Annotated in this window: 10 protein-coding genes; 8 read left to right on the top strand and 2 right to left on the bottom strand. The window is 70.5% G+C overall.

Annotated elements, in window-relative coordinates; translation table 11 throughout:
- From A9X04_RS11505 to A9X04_RS11485, 5 genes are all read left to right on the top strand, one after another.
- A partial coding sequence (locus A9X04_RS11505) for an AAA family ATPase (RefSeq protein ID WP_231985708.1) occupies nucleotides 1-1,146 on the top strand: 1,146 nt, incomplete at its 5' end.
- A 45-nt stretch (nucleotides 1,147-1,191) separates the two neighbouring features.
- Nucleotides 1,192-2,541: a signal recognition particle-docking protein FtsY gene (ftsY, locus tag A9X04_RS11500; RefSeq protein WP_067920392.1), complete on the top strand. Its 1,350-nt coding sequence runs from the start codon at nucleotides 1,192-1,194 to the stop codon at nucleotides 2,539-2,541.
- 186 nt (nucleotides 2,542-2,727) lie between these two features.
- Entirely contained in the window at nucleotides 2,728-4,119 is a 1,392-nt protein-coding gene (locus tag A9X04_RS11495; RefSeq protein ID WP_067920395.1) for an ammonium transporter, read from the top strand.
- Complete coding sequence (gene glnB, locus A9X04_RS11490; protein ID WP_066952569.1) at nucleotides 4,116-4,454, top strand: nitrogen regulatory protein P-II; 339 nt, start codon at nucleotides 4,116-4,118, stop codon at nucleotides 4,452-4,454. Before A9X04_RS11495 ends, glnB begins: the two co-directional genes overlap by 4 nt.
- Nucleotides 4,455-4,499: 45 nt before the next feature.
- Nucleotides 4,500-6,965: a [protein-PII] uridylyltransferase gene (locus A9X04_RS11485; protein WP_082972951.1), complete on the top strand. Its 2,466-nt coding sequence runs from the start codon at nucleotides 4,500-4,502 to the stop codon at nucleotides 6,963-6,965.
- A gap of 34 nt (nucleotides 6,966-6,999) precedes the next feature.
- Here A9X04_RS11485 and A9X04_RS11480 read toward each other — a convergent pair whose 3' ends face one another.
- Together A9X04_RS11480 and A9X04_RS11475 are read right to left on the bottom strand one after the other, a co-directional pair.
- Complete coding sequence (locus A9X04_RS11480) at nucleotides 7,000-8,730, bottom strand: DEAD/DEAH box helicase (protein WP_067920389.1); 1,731 nt, start codon at nucleotides 8,728-8,730, stop codon at nucleotides 7,000-7,002.
- 103 nt (nucleotides 8,731-8,833) lie between these two features.
- Nucleotides 8,834-9,640 carry an alpha/beta hydrolase gene (locus A9X04_RS11475; RefSeq protein ID WP_067920388.1) on the bottom strand — a complete coding sequence of 269 codons (807 nt, stop codon included), beginning with the start codon at nucleotides 9,638-9,640 and terminating at the stop codon, nucleotides 8,834-8,836.
- 338 nt (nucleotides 9,641-9,978) lie between these two features.
- Between A9X04_RS11475 and ffh the strand changes: the two genes are divergently transcribed.
- From ffh to A9X04_RS11460, 3 genes are all read left to right on the top strand, one after another.
- A complete protein-coding gene (gene ffh, locus A9X04_RS11470; RefSeq protein ID WP_067920386.1) occupies nucleotides 9,979-11,535 on the top strand; it encodes a signal recognition particle protein in 1,557 nt (518 codons plus the stop codon).
- A gap of 13 nt (nucleotides 11,536-11,548) precedes the next feature.
- Nucleotides 11,549-12,640 carry an amidohydrolase family protein gene (locus tag A9X04_RS11465; RefSeq protein WP_156764319.1) on the top strand — a complete coding sequence of 364 codons (1,092 nt, stop codon included), beginning with the start codon at nucleotides 11,549-11,551 and terminating at the stop codon, nucleotides 12,638-12,640.
- Nucleotides 12,641-12,681: 41 nt separating this feature from the next.
- Nucleotides 12,682-13,885 (top strand): amidohydrolase family protein (locus A9X04_RS11460; RefSeq protein ID WP_156764318.1); only part of this gene is annotated, 1,204 nt, incomplete at its 3' end.

The raw sequence follows: 13,885 nt of genomic DNA, 5'->3' as shown, positions 1-13,885 counted from the left end.
GCGGCCGCGGAGCGCGAGGCGCGGCTGCGGGCCCAGCAGGCGCGTGAGGCGCGGCTGCGCGCGGCCGCCGTCGCCGCGGCGGTTGCCGACGCCGGACGGCTGCTGGCCCGGCGGCTCGACGGGGTGGTGCGGGCGGCGTCGAAGATCCGCGACACCCTGGCGGCCGAACGCCAGCAGCGCACGACGGCGCTGGCGGCGGTGCGCGACGAGGTCAACGCGTTGAGCGCACGGGTGTCCACCCTCACCGACTCGCTGCACCGCGACGAGGTGGCCAACGCGCAGGCGGCGATGCGCATCGAGCAGCTCGAGCAGATGGTGCTGGAGCAGTTCGGCATGGCCCCCGCCGACCTGATCGCCGAGTACGGGCCCGACGTGGCCCTGCCGCCCACCGAACTCGAGATGGCCGAATTCGAGCAGGCCCGCGAACGCGGTGAGCAGGTCGTCGCGCCCGCCCCGATGCCGTACGACCGCGCCACCCAGGAGCGGCGGGCCAAACGCGCCGAGCGGGAGCTCGCCGAGCTGGGCCGGGTCAACCCGCTGGCGCTGGAGGAGTTCGCCGCGCTGGAGGAGCGCTACAACTTCCTGTCCACCCAGCTCGAGGACGTCAAGGCGGCGCGCAAGGACCTGCTGGACGTCGTCGCCGACGTCGACGCCCGCATCCTGCAGGTGTTCAGCGACGCCTTCGTCGACGTCGAACGCGAATTCCGGGAAGTCTTCACCGTGCTGTTCCCCGGCGGCGAGGGCCGGCTGCGGCTGACGAATCCGGACGACATGCTCACCACCGGCATCGAGGTCGAGGCGCGGCCGCCGGGCAAGAAGGTCACTCGGCTGTCCTTGCTGTCCGGCGGTGAGAAGGCGCTGACGGCGGTGGCGATGCTGGTGGCGATCTTCCGGGCGCGCCCGTCGCCCTTCTACATCATGGACGAGGTCGAGGCGGCGCTCGACGACACCAACCTGCGCCGCCTGATCAGCCTCTTCGAGCTGCTGCGGGCCCGCTCGCAGCTGCTCATCATCACGCACCAGAAACCGACGATGGAGGTCGCCGACGCGCTGTATGGCGTGACCATGCAGGGCGACGGCATCACCGCGGTCATCTCACAGCGGATGCGCGGACAGCAGGTGGAGCAGCTGGTCTCGCAGTCGTAACATCCGCGCCGGGGGCCGCCATCCCGCGGCTGAAACAATGTCAGCGTGTCGCAAGGTCTTTGGATCGCCATCGCGGTCATAGCCGTCCTGGTTGTCGTCGCCGCGCTGGTCTTGGGCCTGGTGCGATACCGCCGCCGGCGGATCAGCTTCGCCACCAAGCCCGAGCCCGGCGCGATCGACCGGTCGGGCGGCTACACCGCGTCGTCGGGCATCACGTTCAGTCAGACCGCGAGAGCCGATCTGGGGGCCGACCGGCTCGACACCACCGGGCTGCCCGCGGTGGGCGACGACGCCACCATCCCGCGTGACGCGCCGCGGCGCACCATCTCCGAGGTCGAACTCCCCGAACCGGAGACCCCGGAAACTGTGACCCCGCCGCCACCGGTCGCGCCCCCCGAGCCGCCGGCGGCCCCAGAAGCCGCCGCGGTCCCGGAAGCTCCGACGGCGCCCGAGGCCCCGGAGATCGAGGCCATCGCGCCGCCCGAAGGCCGGTTGGAGCGGCTGCGCGGCCGGCTGGCCAGGTCGCAGAACGCGCTGGGACGCAGCGTGCTGGGCCTCATCGGCGGCGGCGACCTCGACGAGGATGCCTGGCAGGACGTCGAGGACACCCTGCTGGTCGCCGACCTGGGCCCGGTCGTCACCGAGTCGGTGATGTCGGCGCTGCGCAGCCGCCTGGCCGGCAGCGCCGTGCGCACCGAGGCCGACGCGAAGGCCGTCCTGCGCGACGTGCTGATCCGCGAGCTGCACCCCGAGATGGACCGCTCGATTCGCGCCCTGCCGCACGCCGACCACCCGTCGGTGCTGCTGGTGGTCGGGGTCAACGGCACCGGAAAGACGACCACGGTCGGCAAACTGGCGCGGGTGCTGGTGGCCGACGGGCGTCGCGTCGTGCTCGGCGCCGCCGACACCTTCCGCGCCGCCGCCGCCGATCAGCTGCAGACCTGGGCGTCGCGGGTGGGCGCGGAGGTGGTGCGCGGACCCGAGGGCGCCGACCCGGCGTCGGTGGCGTTCGACGCCGTCGACAAGGGCATCGCCTCGGGCGCCGACGTGGTGCTCATCGACACCGCCGGGCGGCTGCACACCAAGGTCGGGCTGATGGACGAGCTCGACAAGGTTAAGCGCGTGGTAACACGCCGCGCCGCGGTCGACGAGGTGCTGCTGGTGCTCGACGCCACCATCGGACAGAACGGGCTGGCCCAGGCGCGGGTGTTCGCCGAGGTCGTCGAGATCACCGGCGCCGTGCTGACCAAGTTGGACGGTACGGCCAAGGGCGGCATCGTATTCCGCGTTCAACAGGAACTCGGCGTGCCGGTGAAACTGGTCGGGCTCGGGGAAGGTCCCGACGACCTGGCGCCGTTCGAGCCGGCCGCCTTCGTCGACGCCCTGCTCGGCTGAAAGCTCTTACACGGCGAGCGCGACGTTAATCCGGGCGAAACACGCCCGCTCCACCGCCGAAACAACCATTGCGCAAGGTTCTGGATCAGGTCACAGGCGTCGCCTGACGGCCATTCATGTCCGACCGGAGGTGAGCGAGTGGCATTCCCGCAATTGGGCCAACCCGATACCGGCGATACCGCCTGGATGTTGGCGAGTTCCGCGCTAGTGCTGTTGATGACGCCGGGTCTTGCGTTCTTCTACGGCGGCATGGTGCGCACCAGAAGCGTGCTCAACATGATCATGATGAGCATCAGCGCGATGGGCGTGGTCACCGTGCTGTGGGTGCTCTACGGCTACTCGATGTCGTTCGGCGACGACCGGGGCGGCGTCGTGGGCAATCCGACCGACTACTGGGGCCTGGCGAAGCTGATCGGCGGCAACGCCGTCAAGGCCGACCCGAGCAAGGGCGTCACGCAGGTCGACATCCCGCTGGCCGGCACCATGCCCGCCACCGTGTTCGTGGCCTTCCAGCTGATGTTCGCGATCATCACCGTCGCGCTGATCTCGGGCGCGGTCGCCGACCGGCTCAAGTTCACCGCGTGGCTGGTGTTCGCCGGGCTGTGGGCGACGCTGGTCTACTTCCCGGTCGCGCACTGGGTGTTCGCCGCCGACGGCTTCGCATCCGAGCACGGCGGGTGGATCAACAACAAGCTGCACGCCATCGACTTCGCCGGTGGGACAGCGGTCCATATCAACTCCGGTGTGGCGGGCCTGGCCCTGGCGATCGTCCTCGGCAAGCGCCGCGGCTGGCCCACGACGCTGTTCCGCCCGCACAACCTGCCGTTCGTGATGCTCGGCGCCGGTCTGCTGTGGTTCGGCTGGTTCGGGTTCAACGCCGGTTCGGCGACCAGCTCCAACGGTTCGGCCGGTACCACGTTCATGACCACCACCATCGCGACCGCCACGGCCATGCTGGCCTGGCTGCTCACCGAGCGCATCCGCGACGGCAAGCCCACGACGCTGGGAGCGGCGTCGGGCATCGTCGCCGGACTGGTGGCGATCACCCCGTCCTGCTCGTCGGTCAACGTGCTGGGCGCCCTGGTGGTCGGCGCGGTGGCCGGGGTGGTGTGCGCGCTGGCCGTCGGACTGAAGTTCAAGTTCGGCTACGACGACTCGCTCGACGTGGTCGGGGTGCACATGATCGGTGGTCTGACGGGCACCCTGCTCGTGGGTCTGCTCGCCGCACCCGAGTCGCCGGCGATCAACGGCGTGGTCGGGGTGTCGAAGGGATTGTTCTACGGCGGCGGCTGGGCCCAGCTGGAACGGCAGGCCGTCGGCGCCTTCGCGGTACTGTTCTACTCCGGCATCGTCACGCTGATCCTGGCCTTGATCCTGAAGTACACGATCGGCTTGCGCGTCCCCGCCGAGGAGGAATCAACCGGCATCGACGAGTCCGAGCACGCGGAGAGCGCGTACGATTTCGGGACGATCGGTGGGCAAGGGTCCGTCCTCCCGGCGGCGCGGATTCCGTTGGATGAGCGCAACGGCCTGGAGGAGGACCGAGTGGGCGACAAGGTGGAGGCAGAGCAGGCATGAAGCTAGTCACCGCAATAGTGAAGCCGTTCACCCTCGATGACGTGAAGACCAGCCTCGAGGACGCGGGCGTCCTCGGGATGACGGTCAGCGAAATCCAGGGGTACGGGCGGCAGAAGGGCCACACCGAGGTGTACCGGGGCGCTGAGTACTCGGTGGATTTCGTGCCGAAGGTGCGAATCGAGGTCGTGGTCGACGATTCCATCGTGGACAAGGTCGTGGACAGCATCGTCCGGGCGGCGCGCACCGGCAAGATCGGTGACGGCAAGGTCTGGGTCACCCCCGTGGAAACCATTGTGCGGGTGCGCACGGGTGAACGCGGAACAGATGCCCTCTGAGGCCACCCGCGCATTGACGAACCGGGCCGGACGGGCCGGGAGGGTATGACAAACCCACCCGGCCCGTCCGGGTCATCTGAAGCAGAAGCTCAAAGCGCCGGCGGCGCAAGCGATCTGGCTGCCGCCCGACGCCAGCTGCTGTCAGACGGCCGCGAGCTCGGCGCGGCGGAACTGCGCAAAGCGTGGCTGGATCTGCACGAATCCTGGCTGGTGGCCAAGGCCGGCGAGATCGGCATCACCGATGACAGCGGTTTCGCGATCGTCGGCGTGGGCGGTCTGGGCCGCCGCGAGCTGCTGCCGTACTCCGATCTTGACCTGATGTTGTTGCACGACAACAAGTCTGACGACGTGCTGCAGCGGGTCGCCGACGGGCTGTGGTACCCGCTGTGGGACGCCAACGTCCGGCTCGACCACAGCGTGCGCACGGTGTCGGGGGCCCTCGGCGTCGCCAACAGCGACATGGTGGCCGCGCTGGGCATGCTGGATGCCCGGCACATCGCCGGGGACCAGCGGCTGTCGGCCGAACTCATCGACGGGGCGCGACGCCAGTGGCGCAGCGCGATCCGATCCCGCATGGACGAGCTCGTCGCGATGACCTATGAACGCTGGCAACGGTGTTGGCGCATCGCGCAACGGGCCGAGCCGGACCTGAAGTCGGGGCGTGGCGGCCTGCGCGACGTCCAGCTGCTCGACGCGCTGGGCGTCGCGCAGCTCATCGACCGCCACGGGATGGGCCATCCCGACGCGCCGGGCGGCTCGCTGGATGCCGCGTACCTCACGCTGCTCGACGTCCGCACCGAACTGCACCGGGTGTCCAAACGCGGACTCGACCAACTGCTGGCGCAGTTCGCCGACGAGGTCAGCGCCGCGCTGGGCGTCGGGGACCGATTCGCTCTGTCCCGCATGCTGTCCAGCGTCAGCCGCACCATCGCCTACCACGCCGAGACCGGCTTGCGGACCGCGCAGAACGCGCTGCCCCGGCGCGGCCTCACCGCCCTGGTGCGGCGCCCGAGACGCCGGCCACTGGACGAGGGAGTGGTCGAGTACGACGGCGAGGTGGTCCTCGCCCGCGATGCCCAACCCCAGACCGATGCCGGGTTGGTGCTGCGCGTGGCCGCCGCGTCGGCCGACACGGGCCTGCCGATCGGCGCCGGGACCCTCAAACGGCTGGCCGACAGCGTCCCCGACCTGCCGTCGCCGTGGCCGCGGGAGGCGCTGGACGACCTGCTGGTGGTGCTCCTGGCGGGTCCCACGACGGTGAACACGATCGAGTCGCTGGACCGCACCGGGCTGTGGGGCCGCCTCTTCCCCGAATGGGACGCGGTCCGCGACCTGCCGCCGCGCGACGTCTCGCACAAGTGGACCGTCGACCGTCACATCGTCGAAACCGCCGTCAACGCGGCCCCTCTCACCACGCGCGTGGCGCGCTCGGACCTGCTTGCGCTCGGCGCGCTGCTGCACGACATCGGCAAGGGGCGCGGCACGGACCACTGTGTGCTGGGCGCGGAATTGGTGGTCCCGATCGCGAACAGGCTGGGGTTGTCGGCGCAGGACACCGACACGCTCGCGGGCATGGTCCGCCACCACCTGCTGCTGCCGATCACCGCCACCCGAAGCGACCTCAACGACCCGAAGACCATCGAGTCCGTCGCCGCGGCCCTGCACGGCGACCCGCACCTGCTCGAGCTGCTGCACGCCCTGGCAGAGGCGGACTCGAAGGCGACCGGGCCGGGGGTGTGGAGCGACTGGAAGGCCTCGTTGATCGAGGACCTGGTCCGCCGCTGCCGGCTGGTGATGGCCGGAGAGCCGCTTCCGGAGGCCGAACCCATTGCGCCGCATTATGTTTCGTTGGCCGCCGACCGCGGGGTGCACGTGGAGATCAAACCCGGCGACCGCGAGCGCCTGACCGCGGTGATGCTCGCGCCGGACCAGCGGGGGCTGGTGTCGAAAGCCGCCGCGGTGCTGGCGTTGAACTCGCTGCGCATCCATTCGGCGTTGGCCAACATCCACGAGGGCGTCGCGATCGTCGAGTTCGTCGTGTCGCCGGTGTTCGGCTCCCCGCCCGAATCCGGCCTGCTGCGTCAGCAATTCAACGGCGCCCTGGCCGGCGACCTCGACGTCCTGGGCACGCTGGAGAGGCGCGACAACGACGCCGTCAGCGCCGCAACCGCGCGGGCCGGCGAGATCCAGGCCGGGGTGCCCGTCACCCGCTCGACCGCTCCGCCGCGCATCCTGTGGCTGGACGCGGCGACCGCGGGCCAGTTGATCTTCGAGGTCCGCGCCATGGATCGCCTGGGCCTGCTCGCGTTGCTGACGAATGCGCTGGAACGTGCGGACGCGGACATCGCGTGGGCCAAGGTCAACACGTTCGGCTCCACGGCGGCCGACGTCTTCTGCGTGACGGTGCCGGCGAACGCCGAGCACCGGGCGCGGGCCGCGATCGAGCAGAACCTCCTGGCCGTGCTGGGCGGCCCCGCGGTCGAAGTGCTCGAGGAGCCCGTCGGCGACTAGTTCTACAACCAGTCGGCTTCTACAACTAGTCGGCTCAGGAGTGCTCGACGTTGAGCTGCCGCAACGCTTCGATGCGGGCCTGGATCTGCTCGCGGGTGGCGGCGGCGATCGGCGGTCCCCCGCAGCGGCGGCGAAGTTCGCTGTGGATCCAGCCGTGCGGCTTGCCGGTGCGGTGGTGGGTGGCCGACACGAGGGTGTTGAGCTCGCGGCGCAGCTCGCGCAGCTGGCCGTGCATCGACGGCGCCGCCGACACCGGGGCCGGCACCCCCTGCGCGGCCCGTCGCTGCAGCTGCTCGTCTTGGCGGCGGTGCAGCAGCGCCCGCATCTGCTCGGCATCGAGCAGGCCCGGGATGCCGAGGTAGTCGGCCTCCTCGTCGCTTCCGGCGGGGGCCGCGGTGCCGAACGACGACCCGTCGAAGATGACCTGATCCAGCTCCGCGTCGGCGCCCAGCGAGGTGAAGCCGTTGTCGACCTCGGTCTTCTCGGTTTGCGTCCGGACGGCGGGGTCACCGTCGAGGGGATCCTCGTCCGGGCGGTGCGGCTCCCCGAGCACGTGGTTGCGCTGGGCCTCCAGCTCGCTGGCGAGCTGCAGCAGGTTGGGCACCGAGGGCAGGAAGATGCTCGCGGTTTCGCCGGGCCGGCGGGACCGCACGAACCGGCCGATGGCCTGCGCGAAGAACAGGGGAGTCGAGGCGCTGGTGGCGTAGATGCCGACGGCGAGCCGGGGCACGTCGACGCCTTCGGAGACCATGCGCACCGCGACCAGCCACCGGCTGGTGCTCGCGGCGAATTCACTGATGCGCTCGGACGAACCGGGGTCGTCGGACAGCACCACCGTCGGCGCCTCGCCGGTCAGCGTGGTCAACAGGGCCGCGTAGGCGCGGGCCGCGGTGCGGTCGGAGGCGATGATCATGCCGCCGGCGTCCGGCACGTGCTCGCGCTTCTGGCGCAGCCGCTGGTCGGCGGCCGCAATCACCGCGGGCATCCATTCGCCGGCGGGGTCGAGCGCGGTGCGCCAGGCCCGCGCCGTCTGCTCGCTGGTCAGCGGCTCGCCCAGCCGCGCGGCGTGTTCCTCGCCGGCGCTGTCTCGCCAGCGCGCCTCCCCGGAGTAGGCCAGGAACACCACCGGCCGGACCACCCCGTCGGCGAGGGCCTGGGCGTAGCCGTAGGTGTGGTCGGCCCGCGACCGGCGCACCCCGTCCGCGCCCGCCTCGTAGTCCACGAACGGGATGGGGCTGTCGTCGCTGCGGAACGGCGTGCCCGTCAGGGCGAGCCGGCGGGTGGCGTCGCCGAAGGCTTCGCGGATGGCGTCGCCCCAGGTCTTGGCGTCGCCGCCGTGGTGGATCTCGTCGAACACCACCAGGGTCTTGCGCTGCTCGGTGCGCACCCGGTGCAGCGTCGGGTGCGCCGCGACCTGCGCGTAGGTGACCATCACGCCGTGGTACTCGCCCGACGTGCGGGCGCTGGTGTTGGAGAACCTCGGGTCCAGGGCGATGCCGTGCCGCGCCGCGGCCTGGGCCCACTGCACCTTGAGGTGCTCGGTGGGCACCACGACCGTGATCTGCTCGACGGCGCGCTGGCTCAGCAGTTCGGCGGCGACCCGTAGGGCGAACGTCGTCTTCCCCGATCCGGGGGTGGCCACCGCCAGGAAATCGCGCGGCTGGCCGGCCAGGTATTTGACCAACGCCCGGCGCTGCCAGCCGCGCAGCGCCCTGCCGCCGCCGTCGACGGAGGTCTCCGTGCGATCGGCCGGTTGCACGGACATTTCCCCCCGTAGTTGCAGTTGTCGACGCGGACGGCCCGGTTAAGTGGCGGACGTGAAATCTAGCACGCCAACGCTTTTCGGCGCAGTAACGACTCGAGCGTGGTTAGCGCGGTTCGGCCGCCAGGTCATGGGACTCAAGCCACGCATGGATGCGTTCGGCGACGTCAGCCCAAGCCGGCTCGAGCATCATGTTGTGGCCCATCGAGAAGAATTCCGGTTCGGTGCGGTAGGCGCGCGCGGTGGCGCGCACGTCGCCGACGCTGACGAAGCCGTCGTACTCGGCGCCCAGAACCAGGATCGGCGTGCTCACCCGTCGGGTTCTCACGCGGCGGACCATCGGGTCGGTCATGGCGGCACGCACGCTTTCGGCCCCGGCGCGCCGCATGCAGGATTCGACGACGGCCTCGGGCGTGTCGGCGCAGAAGAGGTACTCGCGGGTGAGCGCCGGGGTGGCGAGGAACCTCAGCAGCGTGCGGTCGCTCCAGGCTTCCATCGTCATCGACGGCCGGCGGCGCCACACGCGCACCGCCAACCTCAGCACGCCCTGCGGCGGTACGGATCCCACAAGCACCGCCGCCGGGGCGCGGCGCTCTTCGAGGTAGCGCTGGATCACGAAGCCGCCCAGGGAATGGCCTATGAGGACAGGGTGGCGCGCCGGCGCGCCGGCCAGCCCGTCGGCCACCGAGCGGACGTCCTCGATGTAGTCGGCGATGGAGACCTTGTGCAGCGGCTTCGCCGTCGGGCTGGCGCCGTGGCCGCGCAGGCTCACCGCGACCGCGCGGTACCCGGCGTCGGCGAAGAAGTCCAGGAAGTGCTCCCAACACCACGCCCCGTGCCAGCCGCCGTGCACGAAGAGCAGCGGGACGGGATGGTCCCGGCTGCAGGACCCCTTGTCGATCACCTCGAGCATGGGCTGACCCCTTCGGCGGCGTCTTGGTTCGCTCGACCATTCAAACTCGCTCGCCGTCTCGCCGAGACTGAAACCACGCACACGTTTGCCGGCGTGTCGTCTGCGTAGTTGCAATGTCGCGGTCGATGGGCGGCGCCGAGCCGGCCCAAGCGGTGAGCCACTAGGCCCGATGAGTGGTACCTGCCGCGCCCGGCTTCGCCGCGCTTGCAGTACCACTAGGCCTGATGAGTGGTACCTGCCGCGCCCGGCTTCGCCGCGCTTGCAGTACCACTAGGCCCGATGAGTGGTACCTGCCGCGCCCGGCTTCGCCGCGCTTGCAGTACCACTAGGCTGGCGGGGTGTTTGAATCGCTGTCCGACCGGTTGACCGGTGCACTTCAGGGGCTACGCGGCAAGGGTCGTCTGACCGACGCCGACATCGACGCCACCACCCGCGAGATCCGGCTGGCGCTGCTGGAAGCCGACGTCTCGTTGCCCGTGGTGCGGGCGTTCGTCACCCGGATCAAGGACCGCGCCAAGGGCGCCGAGGTCTCGGGTGCACTCAACCCGGCGCAGCAGGTCGTCAAGATCGTCAACGAAGAACTGATCGGCATCCTGGGCGGCGAGACCCGCCAGCTGGCGTTCGCCAAGACACCGCCGACCGTGGTGATGCTCGCCGGCCTGCAGGGGTCCGGTAAGACCTCGCTGGCCGGCAAGCTGGCCGCGTGGCTGCGCGGCCAGGGGCACACCCCGCTGCTGGTGGCGTGCGACCTGCAGCGGCCGGCCGCCGTGAACCAGCTGCAAGTCGTCGGCGAGCGTGCCGGGGTCCCGGTCTTCGCGCCCCATCCCGGCGAGTCGCCCGAATCGGGACCCGGCGACCCGGTCGCGGTCGCGGCGGCGGGGCTCGCGGAGGCCCGGGCCAAGCACCACGACGTCGTCATCGTCGACACCGCCGGCCGGCTGGGCATCGACGACGAGCTGATGGCGCAGGCCGCGGCCATCCGGGACGCGGTCAACCCCGACGAGGTCCTGTTCGTGCTGGACGCGATGATCGGCCAGGACGCCGTGACCACCGCGGAGGCCTTCCGCGAGGGCGTCGGCTTCACCGGGGTGGTGCTGACCAAGCTCGACGGCGACGCCCGCGGTGGCGCCGCGTTGTCGGTGCGCGAGGTGACCGGCGTGCCAATCCTTTTCGCCTCCACCGGCGAGAAGCTCGAGGACTTCGACGTCTTCCACCCCGACCGGATGGCCAGCCGCATCCTGGGCATGGGCGACGTGCTGAGCCTGATCGAGCAGGCCGAGCAGGTCTTCGACGCCGAGCAGGCCGAGGCCGCTGCGGCCAAGATCGGCACCGGCGAGCTGACGCTGGAGGACTTCCTGGAGCAGATGCTCGCCATCCGCAAGATGGGCCCGATCGGCAACCTGCTGGGCATGCTGCCCGGGGCCGGACAGATGAAGGACGCCCTGGCCCAGGTTGACGACAAGCAACTCGACCGCCTGCAGGCCATCATCCGCGGCATGACGCCCGAAGAGCGGGCCGACCCGAAGATCATCAACGCGTCGCGCCGGCTGCGCATCGCCAACGGCTCGGGCGTGACCGTGTCCGAGGTGAACCAGCTGGTGGATCGCTTCTTCGAGGCCCGCAAGATGATGTCGTCGATGCTCGGCGGCATGGGCATCCCGGGCATGGGCCGCAAGTCCGCCACCCGAAAGGCCAAGGGCGCCAAGGGCAAGAAGGGCAAGAAGGGTGGGCGGGGTCCCACGCCGCCCAAGGTTCGCAACCCCCTCGGCGCCGGGATGCCGGGCATGCCGGCCGGGTTCCCCGACCTGTCGCACATGCCCGAGGGCCTCAACGAGCTACCGCCCGGGCTGGCGGACTTCGACCTGTCCAAGCTCAAGTTCCCAGGCAAGAACTAGCCGCGCCGTGCGCATGCACGTGCGAGGTGTCGGGCTGCCGGACGAGAGCCCAACCGAGCTGTGGATCGTCGACGGGCGCATCAGCACCGAGCCCGTCACCGGGGCCGACACCGTCTTTGGCTCGTCTGGGTTTCAAGGCTGGATCCTGCCCGGACTGGTCGACGCGCACTGCCACGTCGGCCTCGGCGAGCACGGCGAGATCCCGCTCGACGAGGCGGTCACGCAGGCCGAGACCGAGCGTGACGTCGGGGCGCTGCTGCTGCGTGATTGCGGCTCACCGACCGACACCCGCAGCCTCGACGACCGCGACGACCTGCCCCGCATCATCCGCGCCGGAAAACATCTGGCCAGGCCCAAGCGCTATGCGGCCGGCTTCTCGCGTGAGCTCGAAGACGAGTGGCAGTTGCCCGAGGCGGTCGCGGAGGAGGCGCGCCGCGGGGACGGCTGGATCAAGCTGGTCGGTGACTGGATCGATCGCAGCGTCGGCGATCTCGCCCCGCTGTGGTCCGACGACGTGCTCAACGCCGCAATCGAGACCGCACACGCCCACGGCGCGCGGGTCACCGCGCACGTCTTCAGTGAGGACGCGCTGCCCGGGTTGATCAACGCCGGCATCGACTGCATCGAACACGGCACCGGTCTCACCGACGACACCATCGCGCTGATGGTCGAGCGCGGAACGGTCTTGGTCCCCACGCTGGTCAACATCGTGGAGAACTTCCCCGGCATCGCCGACGCCGCCGCCGCGAAGTATCCGACCTACGCCGCCCACATGCGCGACCTGCACGCCCGCGGCCTGTCGCGGATCGCCGCCGCCCGCGAGGCGGGCGTGCCGATCTACGCCGGCAGTGACGCCGGCACCATGGTCGCGCCCGGGCGTATCGCCGATGAGGTCGAGGCGCTCAAGGGCATCGGGATGAGCCCGGCCGAGGCATTGGGCGCGGCGTGCTGGGACGCCCGCCGCTGGCTGGGCCGACCCGGCCTGGATCACGGCGCGTCCGCCGACCTGCTGTGTTACGTGCGGGACCCGCGGTCGGGCCCGGACGTGCTAGGCCGTCCGGACCTGGTGATATTGCGCGGCAAGGCGTTTCACTCGCCGGCGTAGGCCGGCACTCGCCCGACGGGCGGACACACCGGGCAGAAAAGATTGCGAGTGCTTGCTATCTATGTTACGGTCCGTGTCACCGCGAGGACCTGGAGGCAAGAGTGGCGTACGACGTGATCATCCGCGACGGGCTGTGGTTCGACGGCACCGGCGGAGCACCGCAGACCCGCACGCTGGGCATCCGCGACGGCGTGGTGGCCACGGTGTCGGACGGGCCGCTGGACGAGGCGGGCTGCCCCGACGTGATCGACGCGGCCGGCAAGTGGATCCTGCCCGGCTTCATCGACGTGCACACCCACTACGACGCCGAGGTGCTGCTGGACCCGGGCCTGCGGGAGTCCGTGCGCCACGGCGTGACCACGGTGCTGCTGGGCAACTGCTCGTTGTCCACGGTCTACGCCAACGCCGAGGACGCCGCCGACCTCTTCAGCCGGGTCGAGGCCGTACCGCGCGAATACGTCTACGGCGCCCTGCAAGACAAGACGTGGTCGGGCCCGGCGGAATACATCAAGGCGATCGACGCCCTGCCGCTCGGGCCGAACATCGGCTCGCTGCTCGGTCATTCGGACCTGCGGGCCGCCGTGCTGGGGCTCGACCGGTCCACCGACGCCGCCGTCGCGCCCACCGACGCCGAACTGGAGAAGATGGCGGACCTGCTCGACGACGCCCTGGAAGCCGGGATGCTCGGCATGTCGGGCATGGACGCCGCCATCGACAAGCTCGACGGTGAGCGCTTCCGGTCGCGGGCGCTGCCGTCCACCTTCGCGACCTGGCGCGAGCGGCGCAGGCTGATCAAGGTGCTGCGCAAGCGCGGGCGGCTGCTGCAGAGCGCCCCCAACGTGGCGAAGCCGTCGACCGGGATGCTGTTCTTCCTGGCCAGCAGCCGGATCCTCAACCGCGGCAAGGGTGTTCGGATGAGCATGCTGGTATCGGCCGACGCCAAGTCGATGCCGTTGTCGGTGTACGTGTTCGGCCCGGGGACGCGGCTGCTGAACAAGCTGCTGGGCGCCAGCGTGCGGTTCCAGCATCTGCCGGTGCCCTTCGAGTTGTACTCCGATGGGATCGACCTCCCGGTGTTCGAGGAGTTCGGCGCCGGAACGGCCGCCCTGCACCTACGGGATCAGTTGGAGCGCAACGGGTTACTGGCGGACAAGGAATACCGCCGCAGGTTCCGGCGCGAGTTCGACCGCGTCAAGCTCGGACCGTCGTTGTGGCACCGCGACTTCCACGACGCGGTCATCGTCG

It is taken from the genome of Mycobacterium sp. E3247 (assembly GCF_001667785.1).
In the GTDB taxonomy this organism is placed as follows: Bacteria; Actinomycetota; Actinomycetes; order Mycobacteriales; family Mycobacteriaceae; genus Mycobacterium.
This window is presented reverse-complemented; position numbering and strand designations above follow the sequence as displayed.

Coding starts and splice junctions, on each gene's coding strand:
- A9X04_RS11495 (WP_067920395.1), top strand. CDS start 2,728: ATGTTGGCGAGTTCCGCGCTAGTGCTGTTGATGACGCCGGGTCTTGCG.
- glnB (WP_066952569.1), top strand. CDS start 4,116: ATGAAGCTAGTCACCGCAATAGTGAAGCCGTTCACCCTCGATGACGTG.
- A9X04_RS11485 (WP_082972951.1), top strand. CDS start 4,500: ATGACAAACCCACCCGGCCCGTCCGGGTCATCTGAAGCAGAAGCTCAA.
- A9X04_RS11480 (WP_067920389.1), bottom strand. CDS start 8,730: ATGTCCGTGCAACCGGCCGATCGCACGGAGACCTCCGTCGACGGCGGC.
- A9X04_RS11475 (WP_067920388.1), bottom strand. CDS start 9,640: ATGCTCGAGGTGATCGACAAGGGGTCCTGCAGCCGGGACCATCCCGTC.
- A9X04_RS11465 (WP_156764319.1), top strand. CDS start 11,549: ATGCACGTGCGAGGTGTCGGGCTGCCGGACGAGAGCCCAACCGAGCTG.